Below are 17331 nucleotides of genomic sequence, written 5' to 3'. Positions count from 1 at the left end.
CTCCCCGCTCACAGCTCTGCCTCACTCAGCGCATCGAAAGCAGCAATGGCGGCAGTTCCCCGACGCGCCACCTCGTCGGCCGCCATTCCGGCCTTGTAGAGGCTTGATCCGAGCCCGAAGGTGCGAATGCCGACCTTGGCATAGGCTGCGAAATCCTCGTTGGCGACACCGCCGACCGCGCCCACCGGCACGTCCCGGGGCAGGATGGCCTTGATGGCATTGATACCGGAAGGGCCAAGCACGCTTGCGGGAAAGAACTTGAGCGCCGACGCACCGGCCGCGCAGGCTGCCAGCGCTTCGGTCGGTGTGAACACGCCGGGCATCGTCACCATTCCGTGCGAAGCGGCCTGGGCGATCACCTCGCGCTCCACATTGGGGCTGACCATCAGCCGCCCGCCGACGCTGTTGAGCCTGTCGACGTCCTCGACGCTCAAAACGGTGCCGGCGCCAATCAGCACCTCCTTCGGCGCGCGCTTGACGGCGATCTCGATCGAGCGAAACGGATCGGGCGAATTGAGCGGGATCTCGATCGCCGTGAACCCGGCCTCGATCAGCCCGTCGATGATAGCGGCGGTTTCTTCAGGCTTGATGCCGCGCAGGATCGCCACAAGGCTGCGCTTCATTGCTGGAAATTTGATCCGGATCATGGGTGTGTTCGATCTCCGCTGGTTGTGGCAAATCGCTGCCATGATTCCATCAGGCCTCGGCGCACGGCCACATCGGCATCCAGGTTGCGCACCTTGACCCCGCAGGCGAGCAGTGCGGCTTGATAGAGCCGTTGCAACGCGCCACTGGCCACCAGGCCGATTTGTTCGTCGCCACGCACACGGGCACCGGCAAATTCCGCGCCGATGAGCAGGCCGGAGAGCCTTGCCCGGTTCTCGTCTGCGGGGTGATTGTACAACAACTGCCCGGCCCGGATCGAAAACAGATGGTGCGTTGTCTTTTCCGGCCGCGCCCAGCCGTCACGCACGCCGGTCAGGAAGGCAGGATCGTTGGCGTCTACCTTTCCCTCGCCGTCAGTGGAATGCGTCAGAATTGTCTTGCCGGAGAGCGCCGAGAACAGCTCGCCGGTCATGAAGGTTTCAAACCCGGTCACGGTCGGACCGTTCATGCTGACCCATTTCGAATGCGTACCGGGCATGCAGTAGCGCTCGCCGCCAGGCATCTCCAGATGGGCGCCAAGCAGCTGCGTTTCTTCCCCGCGCATCACGTCGGGCTCGCTTTCCGAACGAACGGCAAGGCCGGGTATGATGATAATCTGCCGCGCGGTATCGGGCACGACAGTGGCGCTGGCTCCGATGGTGGTGACATCGGCAGGCGTGTCGATATAGCCGGCCTCGACCCAGCCCTGCCGTGACCCGGCCATGCCACAGATCACCACTGGCAAGTCAGAGGGCACCGACAGTGTCTGCAGGTGGTCTTTTAGAACAGTTTCGAAGCCGCGCGCGGCCACCTCGCTCATACCCTCCTGGCTGCGGTGCTCGGCCAGCACGGTACCGTCGCGCGACAACAGCCACAGACGGAAACTTGTCGTACCCCAGTCGACAGCCACGAGTGCAGGGGAGGTCGTCACATCATGCCTCCGTCGGCGATCAGAACCTGCGCGGTAATCATGGCGGATGCCTTGGAAGCCAGAAACAGGCATGGGCCAACCATGTCTTCAGGCTGGATCAGCTGCTTCAGGCATTGCCGGTCCATCATGGCTGCGAGCCCTTCCTCGGTCACCCAAAGCTTCTTCTGCCGCTCTGTCATGACCCAGCCGGGTGCGATAGCATTGACGCGAATGCCATCCGGTCCCAGCCGCCCGGCCAGCCCCTTGGTCAGCCCGACAATGCCAGCCTTGGCTGCCGTGTAGGATGGCATGGCGCCGATGTTGAGCATGTAGGAGGTCGAGGTGAAATTGACGATCGCGCCACCGCCCGCGGCGATCATGCCCGGCGCGACGGCCTGTGCGGCGAACGCCACAGGCTTGAGATTGACCGCCTGGTTGTCGTCCCAGTAGCTCTCGCTCATCTCGAGCAGTTCATGCCGGTCATCGAACGCTGCATTGTTGACAAGGACGGTGGCCGCACCATGCGCTTCTTGCGCGGTCTTGACCGCCCGCCGGATTGCATCGACCTTTGTCAGATCGGCGTGGATGAACATCGGTACGTGCCGGCTGTCCTTCGCCAACCGTGCCGCCAGATCCTTGCTCGGCTCTTCGGCAATGTCGATGAAAGCCACCTTGGCGCCCTGGTGGACAAAACCTTCGGTCAGTGCCGCACCAATGCCGCTGCCGCCGCCCGTAATCAGAACCGCCTTGTCTTGCAGATCGGGAAATCTCGCCATCGGTTCAGTCATCGGTTTTCTCCCTTGTGGTTCGCCGTCCTTCCATGACGGTCATGGAAGCTGGAATGGCATTGGGCAGGCGGATCCCGTGTTCCATCAGAAACGCTCCCGACAGATGTTGTTGCGGCGCATCGGGGCTGCTGATCATGCGGCGGTTGGCAAGCGGGCTGATATCTTCCGGATTGACGAGAGAAATCTCGTAACGCGCTGCCGGATCGAGACCCGCCATCCGCAGCGGCCGCCGGAAGATCTGCGCGGACGCACCGGCCTGACCGGCAAACAGGATAAACCTGTCCGCCTCCGCATCAACCGTCATTTCGGCAAATACTTCCGGGTCGTCGCTCTCAAGACGATGCAGGGTGCCGGAAAACAGAAACGCCCGATTGGCTTTCCACCAGCTGGTCACCCGGCGCAGTGTCTCGCTTTCCGCAGGTGTCAGTTCGCGCGGGTCCATTTCGAAACCCATGTGCCGTTGGGCAGCTACCCAGGCTCGAAACGGTATCGACAAAACGCGGCCTGACGTATGGCAATGGCGCGGTCCCACATGCGAGCCCTGCACCTCCGGCGCGATCCAGCGGCTGGCCTCGTGCTGCATCCTGAGCCGCTCCAGCGCGTCGTTGGAATCCGAAAGCCAGACCCGGTTTGCCAGCTTGAGCACGCCGAAATCGATGCGCCCGCCCCCCGAGGAGCAGCTTTCGAAATCGACGTCTGGGTGCGCTTGCACGAGATCGCCAAGCAGGCGCATGAAACCGCGCGCCTGATCCGGGCTGCCGCCGGTCAACGGCCGGTTATGGTCCCATTTGACATAGTCGATGTCGTGCGAAGACAGGATCGCATCAATCTGGCCGAACAGGTGTGCGCGAACTTCCGGGTTGGCCATGTCGAGCACATGCTGCTGGCGGCCGCTAGGCTGGTCGTCGGGGCCGAGCATGTAATCCGGATAGGCGCGGAACAGCTCGCTGTCGCGGTTGACCATCTCGGGTTCGAACCACAGGCCGAACCGCAGACCTTGGCTATGAACGTGATCGATCAGCGGCGTCAGCCCCTCAGGAAATTTCTTTCGGTCAATCTCCCAGTCCCCCAGGCTTGAGGTGTCACCGTTGCGGCCACGGAACCAGCCGTCATCAAGCACGAAACGCTCGGCGCCGAGTCCCGCAGCCAGCGAGGCGATGGTTTTGAGTTCTTCCAGATCATGGCGGAAATAGACCGCCTCCCAGCAATTGTAATGCACTGGTCGCGGCTCGCGCTGGCGCCTCGCGTCAATCGGTGCCTGGATGGCGCGGAGATGGCGGTGATAGCTCCGGGACACACCATTCAGCCCTTCATCCGACCAGGATATGAGCAGTTCGGGTGAGGCAATCTCGCCGCGCGCCAGCCCGTCGTCGAGAATACCGAACTGCACCTGGCGACGTCCGTCGGGCAATTCCTCGGCCAGCATCCGGTGGCCGCCGCTCCAGGCCAGCGTGGCCGCGAGGCAAGCGCCGGTATGTTCGCCGGTGGACGCGGTCGCAAGCGTGACGCCGGGAAAATGCGCGTGTCCGGTGCGGCCTTCGCGGCTCTCACGCAGATGCGCGCCAGTACGCCACCCGGTCGCCTGACGCCTGAACTCGCCGCACCAGCGTCCCGAATGATCGATGATCCGGCTCATACCGGTGGGGGCGGGAAGAGCGGGGGCTGCTAGCCAGCTGCAGCTCCAGCCGTCTCGAATGGTCACTCGCTGCGACAGCTTGAGGATGCCGGTCTGCGGATCGAGTGTTGCCGAGATGACGAGCTGTATGCCCTCGGAGTTCGCCCGGTCGAGCAAGGTAAACTGCACGCCGTGCGCACCATCAGCTTCGGTTCTCATCAGCACTGGATTGGCAAGGTAATCACGGCCGTCCTTGTCCTGCAGCACCATGCCCGGATGGCCCTGCCAGCCGGTGATCGCCAGCGGGCAAAGTGTCAGCGGCTGGAACGGATCTATCTGCCCGGCGCCGACATTGGGGATCGTCGCGACCGCCAGCGCGGCGAGATCATCGTCGTCGGGCAGCGTCCGGCCAAAATGAATGAGGCTCGGAACCCCTCTGTTGAAGCTGGCGAAGGCGGCCGTGCGGCCGCCTTCGTCGAGCCTGTACAGATCGGTGACTGCAAAGTCTGGCGTATGCACGCAGGCCATTTTATCCCTTTGTCGCGCCGAGGGTGAGGCCGGCGATGAAGTGCTTCTGCATCAGGAAGAACATCAGCACCGGCGGCATGGCTGCGATAATCGAGCCGGCCGAGACCAGCTGCCACTGCGCGATCCACTGGCCATTGAGCGAATAGAGCCCGGCGGTCACCGGCTGGGTCTCGGCACTGGTGGTCAGCACCGTGGCCCAGAAATAGTCGTTCCAGATAAAGGTGAAGACCAGCACCGAAAGTGCCGCGATCGCTGGTCGCATCAGCGGCAGCACGATGTACCAGAAGATGCGGAACTCGGAGACGCCTTCGACGCGGGCCGATTCAATCAGCTCGAATGGCAGTCCCTTAATGAAGTTGCGCATGAACAGCGTGCAGAAGCCTGACTGGAAGGCGATATGAAACAGCGCCAGCCCGGAAATCGTGTTGTAGAGCCCGGTCGACACCGTCAGGTCACGCACCGGCACCATCAGGATCTGAAACGGCACGAAATTGCCCGCCACGAACAGGAAGAACAGAACCAGGTTCATGCGGAAACGGTAGACGGCGAGCGCAAAGCCGGACAGGCAAGAGATCGCAACTGCACCGATCACTGTCGGAATGGTGACCTTGAACGAGTTCAGGATGTACTGTCCGATCGGCGAATTGTTGAACACGTCGGCATAATTCGAGAAGGCGAGGTAGCTCGGCAGCCCGAAATAATTGCCCTGGGCCAGGTCGCTCGAGGGCTTCAGCGAGGTCATGGCGACGCCGAGCAGCGGCAAAAGCCACAGGATCAGCGCGACCGGCAGCGCCAGCTTGTAGAGAGCCTGCGTCGCGGGGGCGGTGTTTTCGATCGGTCTGGGAAACATCACATGCCCCTTTCGTCGCGAACCATCTTCCAGATGAAGAAGGAGATGAAGATCATCATGATGGCAAAAAGCACCACCGCGATCGCCGCGCCATAGCCCATCCGGAAGCCGTATTCCGACAGCGCCTGCTCATACATGTAGAACGACAGCACCCGGCTCGAGCCGTAAGGCCCGCCATCGGTCATGATCGAGACCAGGTCAAAGGACCTGAGCGCTCCGATGACGGTCACCACGATGGCGATAAAGGTGGCGGGTCTGAGCTGAGGCAGGATCACGTGCCAAAGCATTTTGTAGCCCTTGGCGCCATCAAGCCGCGCCGCCTCAATCTGGTCGGGCGCGACATTGTTTAGGCCTGTCAGGTAGAGGATCATGCAATAGGCGATCTGCGGCCACAGCCCGGCGGCGATGATGCCGTAGGTCACGTAGCGGTCATCGGCCAGCACCGCGATGCCGGTGCCGGTGATCCACTCGATCAGCTTGTAGAACAGGCCGAAATTGGGGGCGTAGAACCAGGCAAAGATCAGCCCGACCACGACCTGGCTGATGACGAAGGGAAAGAAGAACAGCGACTTGTAAATGCGGATGCCGGTGACAGTCTGGTTGAGAAACAGCGCGATGAACAGCCCCGCCGGCACCGCCAGCATGTAGAGCACCAGCCAGATGATATTGTTGTAGAGCGAGGTGTAAAAGGCGTCGTCGTCCAGCAGTTCGGCGTAGTTGTCGAGCCCGAGCCAGGTCTTGGCGCCAAGCCCGTCCCAGTCGTAAAAACTCAGCCACATCGAGGCAATGATCGGGTAGATGACGTAGAGCGCGAACATGAAGATGCCGGGCGCGAGAAAGAGCCATGGCGCCAGCGCGCGCTGGTTTCTTTTCCAGACCCCGCTTCCGTGGCTGTGCGTTCCGGCAATTGCGGGCGTTGTCGCAGACCCCGTCATGGCTACCCTCCCCAGTGCGCCGCCGGGGTGCCGACATGCTGTCTGGCTCCGGCCGTGTCAGGTCGTTCTGGTGAACCGGGCGGCTTTGATGCCGCCCGGTTCTGATGCTTACTTGTAAATGCGCCCACGCGCCTTTTCGAGGCGTTCGAGGATCCGGTCGACGTTCTCCGGCTTGACCATGAATTCCTGAAAGCCTTCCATGCCGACCTTGGCCATTTCGGCCGGAGCATCGCGGTCGAAGAACTGGGCGATGCCGCCGTCAGCCGTTGACAGCAACTCGAATCCGGCCTGCAGGAACGGGTCGTCACCGACCTTCGAGCCGTTGTTGACCGGGAGCTGTCCGAGCGCCTCGTTCAACTTTGTCTGCACGTCGGCCGTGGCGATGTAGGCCAGGAACTTCTTGGCGTCATCGACATTCTTGGCGCCGGCCGGAATGTGGATCGTGTCGGTCGGCGCTTCTTCGCCGCGCGGCAGGCCCGGAGTGATTTCCGGGAACTGCATGAAGCCCAGCGTCTCGTTGGTCATGCCGCCATCCTTGAATACGGCCACGGCAAAGTTGCCCATGACGTAGTTCGCGGCCTTGCCCTGGATCAGAAGCGAAGCGGCATCCTGCCAGTCAAGTGCTGCGTGGTTGGCGGTCACGTAACCGGGCTCGACCAGCTTGGCCCATTCGGCAAACGTGTTCTTCACCCGCTCGTCGGTCCAGGCCACCTTGCCGGCGGTCAGGTCCATGTGGAACTCGTAGCCGTTGGTGCGCAGGTTCATGTAGTCGAAGATGCCGGCTCCGGGCCACAGCGCCTTGGTGCCGGTGGTCAGGCAGTCGATACCTGCTTCCTTGAACTTTGCGCAATTGTCGATGAACTCGTCCCAGGTGGACGGCACTTCAACTCCGACTTGCTCGTAGACATCCTTGTTGTAGTAAATGCCCCACTGGTAATAGGTGTAGGGGATGCCCCACTGCTTGCCGTCGATGGTCATCGAACCCTTGGCCGATGCCAGGCTTTCGCCGAGATTGTTGTCAGCCCAGACATCGGAGATGTCGAGGAACTGGCCGGAATTGACAAATGGCGCCATGCGGTTGCCGGCATACCAGTTGGCAAGATCCGGGGAGTCGGCTGTCAGGAAGTTGCGGATCGAGGTCTTGTAGCCCTCGTGGTCGAAGTTCTGCAGAACCACGTCGATATCCGGATTGGCTGCTTCAAATTCCGCAATCACGGCCTCGAAGGCCGCAAGCGGCGCCGGGTCGAAGTCGGCATAATATTTCAGGGTGCGCTGTTCGGCCATCGCCTGCGTTGCCAAAAGGGCAAGCGCAGCGCTGCCGAGGAGCGTGGATTTGAGTGAAAGCGTCATGCAGTAAACCTCCCATGTGTTGACCATGCTGCCGTCCCTCGGTGTAGGGCCGCATCCGGGCGGCCGGCCCACCTGCCGGGCGGGCAATCCTCCAGAACGCCCCGGCAGCGCCAATTGATGTTCCGTTATTTGGAACTCAATTTGACTATTTAGAATTATCAATCTATGGTGTATGAATTGTCAAGGTCCAAAAGCAGCGGCTTGAGATGCGGCTTTGGTGACCGGGACCGGACGGGAGGCGAAAGGGAGAGCCAACCGATTGAAGTCAGGTCTGTTTCGGGCGGGCGTCAAGTGGCGCCGGAAATGGCAGGGGAGGGACAGTGGTCGATCAGACAGACAGCACCGCAGCGAAGCCGGACCGTATGGAGGTGTCAGACACCAGGCCGCAACGCAGCCGTGTCGACACCGGTACGCTTGGCAAGGCCATAGCCGTTCTTGATATCGTCGCCTCCGCCGATGAGCCGATGCGCTTCACCGATATCCTTGCTCTCTCCAGCCAACCGCGTGGAACCTTGCACCGGCAACTCTCCAATCTGGTGGAGGAAGGCCTGCTGTCGCTGGGACGCGACCATTCCTATTCCGTTGGTATCCGTCTGCTGAAGTTCGCCGCAAAGGCCTGGGCCGGTAACCAGTTCCGCGCCATCGCCGAGCCGCATCTGCGCGCTCTGCACGATCTCACCGGCGAGACTGTGCATCTGGGCGTGCTGCGTGGCAGTGAAGTGATCTATCTCGACAAGGTCGAGAGCCGGCAGGCAGTGCGCATGTACTCGCAGATCGGCAACGCCTCGCCGGTCTATTGTACCGGCGTCGGCAAGGCGGCAATGTCGGCGCTCCCCGACGCCGAGCTGCGTGATCTGGTTTCCACCATCAGGTTCAAGCGCTTCACCGACAGCACGCTGACAACGCAAGACGCTCTGATCGCCGAAATCGCCGAGATCCGTGACAGCGGCAATGCCTATGACCGCGAAGAGCACGAGCCCGGCATCCGCTGCGTGGCGGCGCCGATCTATTCATCCGACAGAAGTTTTGTTGGCGGGGTTTCCGTCACGGGCCCGGCCTACCGGATCACGGCTGAAGCACTTGAGAGCTGGGCCGGGCTGGTGCGCGACACGGCCGGTTCGATCATGGATGACATGGGTGCAAGGTTGGGTCCGCGCACGTGAAGCGGGATGCCGGAAGAAAGATTGAGGGGTAGCCGCGGGGTTGCCGGGAGCCGGTCAGGCCGGAGTTTGAAAGGGAGTGTCATGGCAGGTCTTGAACTGCAAAAAGTGAAGAAATCATTCGGCAGTGTCGATGTGATCCACGGGGTCGATCTGACCGTCGAGGATGGCGAATTCACGGTGTTTGTCGGTCCCTCGGGCTGCGGCAAGTCAACGCTTCTGCGCCTGGTTGCGGGGCTTGAGGCCACTACCGCCGGCACCCTGACCATCGGCGGCAAGGACGTCACCAATGTAGAGCCCGCCGATCGCGGTGTCGCCATGGTGTTTCAGTCCTACGCGCTCTATCCTCACATGACGGTGGAGGAAAACATGGGTTTCGGTCTGAAGATGACCGGCCACCCGGCAGCTGAGATCAAGCAACGTGTCAGCCGCGCCGCTTCCATCCTGCATCTTGAGCCTCTGTTGCAGCGCAAACCCAAGGCTCTATCGGGCGGCCAGCGCCAGCGCGTCGCCATCGGCCGCGCCATAGTTCGCGAGCCGGAAGTCTTCCTGTTTGACGAGCCCTTGTCCAATCTCGACGCTGAGCTTCGTGTACAGATGCGGCTGGAGATCGCCAAGTTGCACAAGGAACTTGGAGCCACCATGATCTACGTGACCCACGACCAGGTCGAGGCGATGACGCTGGCCGACAAGATCGTGGTGCTGCGCGCCGGCGTCATCGAACAGACCGGTTCGCCGCTGGCGCTTTATGATGATCCGGACAATGCCTTTGTCGCCGGGTTCATCGGTTCGCCCCGGATGAATTTTCTTCCGGCGTCGGTGGGTAGCTCGAACGGCGAAACGCTGACCGTGCGCCTCGATGATCACGATGGTATCGAGGTGCCGATGACCATCCGCTCTCCGCACCCCAGGCCTGGCACGAAACTGCAATTGGGCATCCGGCCCGAACATTTCGATGCGGCCGGCAGTGTTCGGTTAGCCGTGCCGATTGATGTGATCGAGCATCTTGGGGGATCGTCTTTCGCCTATTCGCGCTCCGATCTCGAAATGCCGTTGACCATCGAAATACGGGAAAACCGTGACGTGCGTGAAGGTGACGTCTTCAACACCGGTTTCAATCCGGAGCGTGCGTTCCTGTTTGATGCGGAGACCGGCCTGCGGCTGCGCTGACTTCTCCCGCCCCTCTATAGCAAAGGCCCGGACGTTCGCGCATCCGGGCCTTGCTGATGGGAGCTTTCGGGCCTCAGCCTGTCGGCAGCTGATAATCCTTGAGCGTCTCCCGCAGCGTGGTCTTCTGGATCTTGCCGGTGGCCGTGTGCGGAATCTCGTCAATGAAGATCACATCATCCGGCATCCACCATTTTGCGATCTTGCCGTCCAGGAAGTCGAGGATGGACTGCTTGTCCGGAGAGCGGCCCTCCTTGGCAACGATCACCAACAACGGCCGCTCATCCCATTTCGGGTGCGCGACACCGATCACAGCGGCTTCCGCTACGTCGGGGTGTCCGACGGCGAGGTTCTCGATTTCGATCGAGGAAATCCATTCGCCACCCGACTTGATCACGTCCTTGGCCCGGTCGGTGATTTGCATGTAGCCGTACGAGTCGACATGGGCGACATCGCCGGTATCGAACCATCCTTCAGCGTCGAATTGCTCCGCGCCACGGCCCTTGTAGTAGGACGACGAGACCGCCGGGCCGCGAACCTTGAGCCTGCCAAAGGTCTTGGCGTCCCACGGCAGCTCGATGTTTTCATCGTCGGTTATCTTCATCTCCACCGTGAACGGCGGATGGCCCTGCTTGGCCTGCAGGTCCAGTTTCTCCTGACCTTCAAGATGGCTGTACTCCGGCTTGATAGAGCAAAGTGTTCCAAGCGGGCTCATTTCGGTCATGCCCCAGGCATGGATGACGTCGACGCCGTAATCATCCTGGAACGCCTTGGTGATGGCCTGTGGGCAGGCTGACCCGCCGATCACCACTCGGGACAGGTCTGGCAATTTTCCGCCGTGCTTTTCCATGTGCTGCAAGAGCATCAACCACACTGTGGGCACTGCTGCCGTGATCGTCACTTTTTCCTGTGTCAGGATCTCGTAGATGGAAGCGCCGTCCATTCCCGCGCCGGGCATGATCATGGCGCAGCCCGTCATCGGTCCGGAAAACGCGGTCGACCAGCCATTGGCATGAAACAGCGGAACCACCGGCATCAAGCGATCCCGTGAAGCCAGGTTGAGCATGTCCGGCTGCATGGCCGCCATCGCGTGCAGCACATTGGAGCGGTGGGAATAGACCACCCCTTTCGGGTCTCCGGTGGTGCCTGACGTGTAGCACATGCCCGCTGCAGTCCGCTCATCGAATTCCGCCCAGGCGAAATCGCCGTCGGCTTCGGCAATGTAGCTCTCATAGGAAACCACGTTTTTCAGCGATGTTTCGGGCATGTGCGCATCGTCCGTCAGGACGACGATGCGCTCCAGGCTGGGGACTTTGGGAGCAATCATCTCGACCAGCTTGATGAAGGTGAGGTCGACGAACAGCATCTTGTCTTCGGCGTCGTTCATGATCCAGGCGATCTGGTCCGGAAACAGCCGGGGGTTGAGCGTGTGGTAGACAGCCCCGATACCCAGAACGCCGTACCAGGTCTCGAGATGGCGCCATGTATTCCAGGCCATAGTGGCTATGCGATCGCCAAGGCGGCAGCCATCCCGGTCCAGCCGTTGAGCAAGCTTGAGGGAGCGTTCGCGAATCCCTGCATAGTCGGTGCGGTGGAACGGGCCTTCGACCGAACGGGACACGATCTCACGTTTTCCGTGGTAGATAGCCGCATGATCGATGACCTTGTGGCAGAGCAAAGGCCATTCCTGCATCATTCCAAGCATATGATCCCCCTTGTTTTTCATCCTCTTCCTGATGGGAACAGTAGCGCTTGCAAGGGAGCGGAGACAACATCAAATCACCTCGAATTTGATGTTTTGCTTCTCTAAGGTTTTAGTATAGTCTTAAATAAGCCGCAGCTCAAAATCGGGGCTCGGGCAGGGGCTGCTCTATAGCGCTCGTCTTCAATGCGTGTTTGTTTGTCACGGACTTGGGATTGGATCGTGGGTTTGAAGTTCAGCGGATTTGTAAAAGATCATCGATCAGCAACAGCTGTATTGCCGCCGACAACAAGAACAGGCATTGATCAAGCGGTATGTCCATGAGAGCACAGAGCCAGCAGCAAAAATTGCCGAGCATCTGTGAGCAACTGGACAATTGCCAGACCCAATTCGACATTCTGCGACTGTTGCGCGAACTCACGGCAGGCTACGGCTACAAGTATTTTTTCGTGGCGAACGGAGCCACCGCGGAAGAGAAGTCGTTCTCCGAAGCAATTGTAATTACCTCTGCGCCTTCCGAGCTGGTTCAGAGCCATGAGGCGGTGCAACCTGTCGCGAGCAATCCGCTGGTTGGAATCCTGAGCCAGACCAGCGCGCCCGTGGAATACCGCCTGGATGGTTCGGCAGCACTTGCGCCCGCCGATTTCAGGGTGTTCATGGAAGGGCTGGCAGCCACCTACAGTCTCGACTGCGCGTTTGTTGTCCCTGTCTATCATCCCGACCACGGGCCCGCGGCGGTCTTCTTTGTCGGCGAGCGTGTTCCGATGAGCATGGGCGAAACCGCCGAGCTGGCTCTTTATGCCCATATGGTGCATCAAAAACTGCGCCAGGTCTCCGCAAGGCCGCCAAAACCCGATTCACCGCTGACCGAGCGTGAACGGGAATGCCTGGTCTGGACCTCTGTCGGCAAGACATCGGTCGAGATCGCCCAGATTCTCAATCTTTCGGAACACACGGTCAATCACTACCTCAACAATGCCGCCCGCAAGTTCGATGCGGTGAACCGTACGCAGGCCGTGGCGCACGGCTTGCGCTTCGGATTTATCGACTGATCAGGGGGACTGCGCGAAAAGACCCATGCGCTGGCAGCCCCGCCGCTTGCTATTGTGCGACAGGATACCAGTAGCGTGCATTGGCTTCGCCGCGGATGATCCTGACATGCTGGTTGGCGAACACCCGATAGGGGTGGCTCCACTCGCCATCGGGCCATTGAACCCGGATGGTCGCGCGCTCGGACACGCCCAATCCCACATGCGTGAATCCTGCCTGGCCCGAGGCATGCCCGCCGCCAACCTGAATCCTGCGGGTCTGGGTGCGGGTTCCGGTGCGAACGGAGATCAGCGCACCCACAGCGGACGGATTGATTTTGCCATTGTCCAGCTCGATTTTCACCCAGTTGCCGAGCGGTCGGTGACCCCAGTCCGTGGCTGCTCCCAGATTGCGGAACAGGCTGGCGGGATGCTCGCGATTGACCACGAGCAGGTCGAGCATGCCGTCCATGTTGAAATCCTCGATGATGGCCCCGCGGCCCCGTGTGTCGAGCGCGATACCGGCCTCCATGCCCTTTTCGTGAAACATCTCATCGAAACCGCCTAGCAGCAGGTTGTCGGGGTCGAAACTAGCAAAGTCCGGCATCGCTTGGACATTGCCCTTGGCGATGAACAGGTCGGTTCTGGTGTCGTTGTTTATGTCGGCGAACTTGCTGTGCCAACCGGTGGAAGGTTTGGAATCGCCGCCGGCGTAGGGACGGTGGGCGGTGGCGCCGCGCTCAAAGGCGATGTCGCGATAGGTCGGGCGGTCTTCCCCGGCCTCTTGGTCGAGCTTCTGCAGCTTGGTGTCGCCCATTGAGGTCAGCGCGTATTCGGGCAGGCCGTCCGCATCGAAATCGGTCTCGGCGATGCCCATGCCCCAGATCGTGAGCCGCTGCCAGCCTTGCGATGAGGAGTAGAGCCGGGGAGGGCGCCCCTCGATCATCTTCCACAACTGTTCTTCGCCGCCACGATAATATTGCCGGTCGTTCGTGATCCTGAGATCAGGCTGACCCGTACGGTTCCAGTCGGTAAACAGAACCGACAGGGCGCAGTGCCCGGGTTCGAGCGTCAGTACATCCGAGTAATCGGGCGCTTCGCCGGGCCGGGACCTCAGCAACTGGTTCGGCTCGCAGGTGCCAAACGGCGTGCCCGGTGCCGAACGGTCGACATAATTGCCGATGGCGATTGTCGGGAATTTCTTGCCTTTTTCCCAGATCGCCGACATGGCGGTCGACCAGGCCCGCCCGCCATCTATCGCGAAGCTGCGGTTGGCTTTCTCGAATTGGCAATCGGCGCCACCCTTGAGCACAAGATTCCGGCCAAGCCGTAACAGGACCAGATCCACGTGCCGGTCATTGTCGATGTCCAGCGGATAGGCGCCAAGCACGCCGGTGAGGTCCGCGGCCTGCAATCCGGGATCGAACGGCATGAACGCCAGCGGGCCGGCAGTCTTGCTTTCGTTGACATAGAACTTCGCCGGCCCCGATCCGCCCGCAATCAGGAGATCAGGCAGCCGGTCGCCATTGCAGTCGAAACTGGCGGCTCCGCCACCGACGAAGAACTCCCACCCTCCGGTGTAGCTTTGATCGATGCCGGCGCTGGCCGCTTCTTCGTGCAGGATCGGTACATCGGCAGTGAAGGCGGTTTGAGCCGCAGCGTCGTGGCCGGTTGCGGTCAGCCAGATTGCCGCCATGGCGGCGAGGAAATGCAGTCTCTTCATGGGACGATCACCAGTGTCTTGAGAAATGCGATCACATCCGATCTGTCGTTTTTGGCGGCGGCTTCATAGGCGTCGCGCGCCTGACGCGCATTGCCGCCATGAGCGAGGATGATCTCGTCGAGACTGCTGAAATCATTGCGGTGACCGTATGGCTGGGTCGACCCCACCCCCCAGAGTTCCGCAGTCTGGAAGATGTTGCGGTCGACAAAGCGCTGCGACAGCAACTCGTTGCCCAGAGCATCGATCTGGCTGTCGGTCATTACATGCCGCTTGAGATCGCCATAGAGCGGCACCAGCACCCGGCCGTCTGCGTCGCGGGGAAGGCCGTCCGCCCACTCCAGAAGCGCGATGTCATAGATTGCCCTGGCCGCGACCTGTCCGTCATTGAGTGTGCCGGCCAGGTCGTACGGACCCGGGTCTGCAAAGGACAGGCTTTCCAGCGGGAGGGCAGGGCGATGGCAAATGGTGCAGCCGAACTGCTCGAAATTTGCTTCGCCGCGTGCCGCGGCGTCGGCCCAGCCTTCGATCTCGGGAACCACCCGCGCCGGCGCGGGAAGAGTGGCCTGCCAGGCGACGAGCGCCGAGACATCCGCCGCAGTTATTTCGCCGGTCTTGCCATCGCCATCGAAATCATCCGATCCGGTCCAGCGGGCACCGAACCGCTCGTCGGCCTGCATGCCATGGTGATGGTTCAGCGCATTGACCGTGAATTGCCGCAGCGAGGTCATCACACCCTTCTGGGTGAATGGACGGATCACCAGGTCGGTGTCGACGCCATCAAGTTCATCGAGGTTGACCGACCCATCCGGCTCTGCGGAGATGTGGCCGAAATCGATGCCCTTGGCCGTCAGGCTCAGGCGTACAGTTTCCCTGGAGGCGCGAGCCTTGGCCAGCGCCTCGTTGCGGCGCGACTGAAGTTCACGGCTCATCTCGCGTGCCAGCAACTCGACCAGCCCGGCGCCAAAGAGGTGATTGGTGCCGCGCTCGCTGGAAAACTGCGGATCGAGTGAATCGAAGTCGGCGCTTTCGAATCCTTCCGAGGCGAAGACGTTGGCGACGAAGTCGCCGGCTCCGCCGCTGGCCGGTTGGTTGTGGCAGGCAGCGCACGAGCCGGCGTCCGGCCCGGCGGTCCTGAAGAAAGCCTGTTGGCGCGGATGCTTGCGCCGCGTCGGGTCGATCGCCTGTGTCGCCTCGGGCCGGCCGACGCCGTCAAGCGTGGTAAAATTGGCCTCGAACAGGGCCTGCCCGGTCCTGGTCAGTTCGTCGAGGGCCGCCGGGGAAAGAGTGCCCGTCGGCATTTCCGTCGTCGCTCCCAGGGCCTGCGTGCGCTCTGCCCAGGGTTCGCTGGCAAGTGCCGGCACAAGTAGCGTTAACTGCAGCGCCATGGCTCCAGCAAGTCGGCGTCCCCTTCGCTCCCTGGCGTCTGCAATATTCATGCTGCTCCTCCTTGCCCAATAATCTTGGGCGCGATGACGTCCCGGTCGATCGCTGTCATGGTGTGGTTGAGATGACCTTCAAAGACCAGGCCCTCCTCGTCGAGCGAGGCTGACATCTCCGGCGGCCCTTCGATCCGAACGCCAAGCGAGGCTGACAGGCCGTCATCAATCCCCGGGCGCATGAGGTCAAGGAAACGGACGCCGGGGCCTGTGAACACCACCGGCATCTTGCCGTGAAGGCTGATCAGCCGCGCAAGCCCGTTACCGATGGCGGTGCCGGCCTCGCGAAAGGCGGATTTCGCCGTGCTGTCTCCTTGCCGGGCCTGAACTGCGACTTTCTCGATTTCGATGAATGGCACGAAATTCGCGGGCAGCGTGCTGGGCGGAACCTTGAACGCGGCACGAAGAATGGCATAGGAACCGGCATAGGCCTCAATGCAGCCGCGCGAACCGCAACGACAGAGCGCGCCGCCATGGCTGTGGATCATGTGGCCGAATCCCGGCGCTCTCGCCTTCGGGGATTCGTAGCCGTCGGCATGAACCACCCCAAGCCCGATCGAGTGTCCGAGCGACAGCGCGGCCAGGCGGGGGATGGGTTTTCCCAGCTTGCGGCTCATCGAACTGTGCAGTGCGCTGGCAACCAGCAGGCTCTCGTGATTTAGGGTGACCTTCGCCTGCCAGTCCGGCGCAAGCGTCTTGCGCATGTCGATCTGCTGGCTTCCCAGCACCGACGACCAGAGCAGCGTGGTGTTGTCGTCGGCCACCAGGCCTTTCGACGAGATCGAAATCGCCTTCAGATCGTTCCGCGCGACGCGGGATTTTTCAGCCAGCCGGGCCAGGGCGGAGCGAATGTCTGCGGCGAATGCCTCGACTTTCTGGCCGGCATTGTCGCGCTTCTCCTCGATCCGGTGGATCAGGGTGCCGGAATAATCGACCATCGAGTATTGCAGCACATCCGACGATATCCTGACAAAGGCGGCATAGGCGGCAGAACGGCGCTGCTTGAAAAGGATCCGCGGACGCCCTCTTCCCCCGGCGGCAGCCGCCACTGTGCGCTCGATGATGTTTTCGGTTTCCAGCTCCTGGGTTATTGCCGTCACGGTGGCCGAGGCAAGTCCAGTCTCTCTTGCAAGGTCGGTGTGGGACTGTCCGATACGGCGGCGCAGGGCTTCGAGCACAAGCGCGCGGTTGTGCTGGCGAATAAGCTCGGTGCTGGATTTCGTCAGCATGGTCGCCGCCGCCAGTTCATCGCTGCGATTTAACTCCCGTTCCTCACTGCGTGACGGACTGCCCTTCGTGGCTTGTTCCTCTCACGCATCTCTCCCTGTACCGGTTCCGCTGCGCCGGTGCGGGCGCATGTTATCTCCCACCGGTTTGTCTGTCTTCCCGCTGGCCGCATTATCCCCGAGCTTGTAACGGCGTTCACAAAAGGCCGCGTGATCTCGTCGTTCCGGCATGAGTTGACAGCGTGGATCAAGCCTGACATTAATTTTC

14 protein-coding genes are annotated in these 17331 nt (G+C 61.3%); 3 read left to right on the top strand and 11 right to left on the bottom strand.

Features of this window, described 5'->3' with window-relative positions; all coding sequences use genetic code 11:
* Positions 1 to 8 precede the first annotated feature (8 nt).
* The 7 genes from CRO46_RS16070 to CRO46_RS16040 form a co-directional block, all read right to left on the bottom strand.
* Positions 9 to 647: a 2-dehydro-3-deoxy-6-phosphogalactonate aldolase gene (locus CRO46_RS16070; protein ID WP_097108821.1), complete on the bottom strand. Its 639-nt coding sequence runs from the start codon at positions 645 to 647 to the stop codon at positions 9 to 11.
* Positions 644 to 1576 carry a 2-dehydro-3-deoxygalactonokinase gene (locus tag CRO46_RS16065; RefSeq protein ID WP_244577929.1) on the bottom strand — a complete coding sequence of 311 codons (933 nt, stop codon included), beginning with the start codon at positions 1574 to 1576 and terminating at the stop codon, positions 644 to 646. The genes CRO46_RS16070 and CRO46_RS16065 overlap by 4 nt, the downstream gene beginning before the upstream one ends.
* Complete coding sequence (locus CRO46_RS16060; protein ID WP_097108819.1) at positions 1573 to 2343, bottom strand: SDR family NAD(P)-dependent oxidoreductase; 771 nt, start codon at positions 2341 to 2343, stop codon at positions 1573 to 1575. The genes CRO46_RS16065 and CRO46_RS16060 overlap by 4 nt, the downstream gene beginning before the upstream one ends.
* Complete coding sequence (locus CRO46_RS16055; protein ID WP_210421535.1) at positions 2336 to 4477, bottom strand: alpha-galactosidase; 2142 nt, start codon at positions 4475 to 4477, stop codon at positions 2336 to 2338. Before CRO46_RS16055 ends, CRO46_RS16060 begins: the two co-directional genes overlap by 8 nt.
* A 10-nt stretch (positions 4478 to 4487) precedes the next feature.
* Positions 4488 to 5336, bottom strand: a complete 849-nt coding sequence (locus CRO46_RS16050; protein ID WP_097108817.1) for a carbohydrate ABC transporter permease — start codon at positions 5334 to 5336, stop codon at positions 4488 to 4490.
* A complete protein-coding gene (locus CRO46_RS16045; protein WP_179759092.1) occupies positions 5336 to 6271 on the bottom strand; it encodes a carbohydrate ABC transporter permease in 936 nt (311 codons plus the stop codon). Before CRO46_RS16045 ends, CRO46_RS16050 begins: the two co-directional genes overlap by 1 nt.
* 108 nt (positions 6272 to 6379) lie before the next feature.
* Positions 6380 to 7621 carry an ABC transporter substrate-binding protein gene (locus tag CRO46_RS16040; RefSeq protein WP_097109038.1) on the bottom strand — a complete coding sequence of 414 codons (1242 nt, stop codon included), beginning with the start codon at positions 7619 to 7621 and terminating at the stop codon, positions 6380 to 6382.
* 362 nt (positions 7622 to 7983) lie between these two features.
* Between CRO46_RS16040 and CRO46_RS16035 the strand changes: the two genes are divergently transcribed.
* Positions 7984 to 8784, top strand: a complete 801-nt coding sequence (locus CRO46_RS16035; protein ID WP_097109037.1) for an IclR family transcriptional regulator — start codon at positions 7984 to 7986, stop codon at positions 8782 to 8784.
* An 81-nt stretch (positions 8785 to 8865) separates the two neighbouring features.
* Entirely contained in the window at positions 8866 to 9951 is a 1086-nt protein-coding gene (locus CRO46_RS16030) for an ABC transporter ATP-binding protein (protein ID WP_097108816.1), read from the top strand.
* A 73-nt stretch (positions 9952 to 10024) separates the two neighbouring features.
* Here the strand turns inward: CRO46_RS16030 and CRO46_RS16025 are convergent, their stop codons facing one another.
* Entirely contained in the window at positions 10025 to 11653 is a 1629-nt protein-coding gene (locus CRO46_RS16025) for a long-chain-fatty-acid--CoA ligase (protein WP_097109036.1), read from the bottom strand.
* Positions 11654 to 11970: 317 nt separating this feature from the next.
* Here CRO46_RS16025 and CRO46_RS16020 point away from each other — a divergent pair, with 317 nt between their 5' ends.
* Complete coding sequence (locus tag CRO46_RS16020; RefSeq protein ID WP_179759091.1) at positions 11971 to 12702, top strand: helix-turn-helix transcriptional regulator; 732 nt, start codon at positions 11971 to 11973, stop codon at positions 12700 to 12702.
* A 49-nt stretch (positions 12703 to 12751) separates the two neighbouring features.
* Here CRO46_RS16020 and CRO46_RS16015 read toward each other — a convergent pair whose 3' ends face one another.
* The 3 genes from CRO46_RS16015 to CRO46_RS16005 are packed head-to-tail and all read right to left on the bottom strand — an operon-like array spanning position 12752 to position 17066.
* Complete coding sequence (locus CRO46_RS16015; RefSeq protein ID WP_097108814.1) at positions 12752 to 14401, bottom strand: ASPIC/UnbV domain-containing protein; 1650 nt, start codon at positions 14399 to 14401, stop codon at positions 12752 to 12754.
* Positions 14398 to 15837, bottom strand: a complete 1440-nt coding sequence (locus CRO46_RS16010) for a di-heme oxidoredictase family protein (RefSeq protein WP_244577928.1) — start codon at positions 15835 to 15837, stop codon at positions 14398 to 14400. Before CRO46_RS16010 ends, CRO46_RS16015 begins: the two co-directional genes overlap by 4 nt.
* Positions 15834 to 17066: an ROK family transcriptional regulator gene (locus tag CRO46_RS16005; RefSeq protein ID WP_097108812.1), complete on the bottom strand. Its 1233-nt coding sequence runs from the start codon at positions 17064 to 17066 to the stop codon at positions 15834 to 15836. The genes CRO46_RS16010 and CRO46_RS16005 overlap by 4 nt, the downstream gene beginning before the upstream one ends.
* Positions 17067 to 17331 lie beyond the last annotated feature (265 nt).

It is taken from the genome of Parahoeflea halophila (assembly GCF_900220985.1).
In the GTDB taxonomy this organism is placed as follows: domain Bacteria; phylum Pseudomonadota; class Alphaproteobacteria; order Rhizobiales; family Rhizobiaceae; genus Hoeflea; species Hoeflea halophila.
Note: the sequence above shows the minus strand (reverse complement) of the source record. Positions and strands in the feature narration are given on the sequence as shown.

Coding starts and splice junctions, on each gene's coding strand:
- CRO46_RS16070 (WP_097108821.1), bottom strand. CDS start 647: ATGATCCGGATCAAATTTCCAGCAATGAAGCGCAGCCTTGTGGCGATC.
- CRO46_RS16060 (WP_097108819.1), bottom strand. CDS start 2,343: ATGACTGAACCGATGGCGAGATTTCCCGATCTGCAAGACAAGGCGGTT.
- CRO46_RS16050 (WP_097108817.1), bottom strand. CDS start 5,336: ATGTTTCCCAGACCGATCGAAAACACCGCCCCCGCGACGCAGGCTCTC.
- CRO46_RS16045 (WP_179759092.1), bottom strand. CDS start 6,271: ATGACGGGGTCTGCGACAACGCCCGCAATTGCCGGAACGCACAGCCAC.
- CRO46_RS16040 (WP_097109038.1), bottom strand. CDS start 7,621: ATGACGCTTTCACTCAAATCCACGCTCCTCGGCAGCGCTGCGCTTGCC.
- CRO46_RS16035 (WP_097109037.1), top strand. CDS start 7,984: ATGGAGGTGTCAGACACCAGGCCGCAACGCAGCCGTGTCGACACCGGT.
- CRO46_RS16030 (WP_097108816.1), top strand. CDS start 8,866: ATGGCAGGTCTTGAACTGCAAAAAGTGAAGAAATCATTCGGCAGTGTC.
- CRO46_RS16025 (WP_097109036.1), bottom strand. CDS start 11,653: ATGCTTGGAATGATGCAGGAATGGCCTTTGCTCTGCCACAAGGTCATC.
- CRO46_RS16020 (WP_179759091.1), top strand. CDS start 11,971: ATGAGAGCACAGAGCCAGCAGCAAAAATTGCCGAGCATCTGTGAGCAA.
- CRO46_RS16015 (WP_097108814.1), bottom strand. CDS start 14,401: ATGAAGAGACTGCATTTCCTCGCCGCCATGGCGGCAATCTGGCTGACC.
- CRO46_RS16010 (WP_244577928.1), bottom strand. CDS start 15,837: ATGAATATTGCAGACGCCAGGGAGCGAAGGGGACGCCGACTTGCTGGA.
- CRO46_RS16005 (WP_097108812.1), bottom strand. CDS start 17,066: ATGCTGACGAAATCCAGCACCGAGCTTATTCGCCAGCACAACCGCGCG.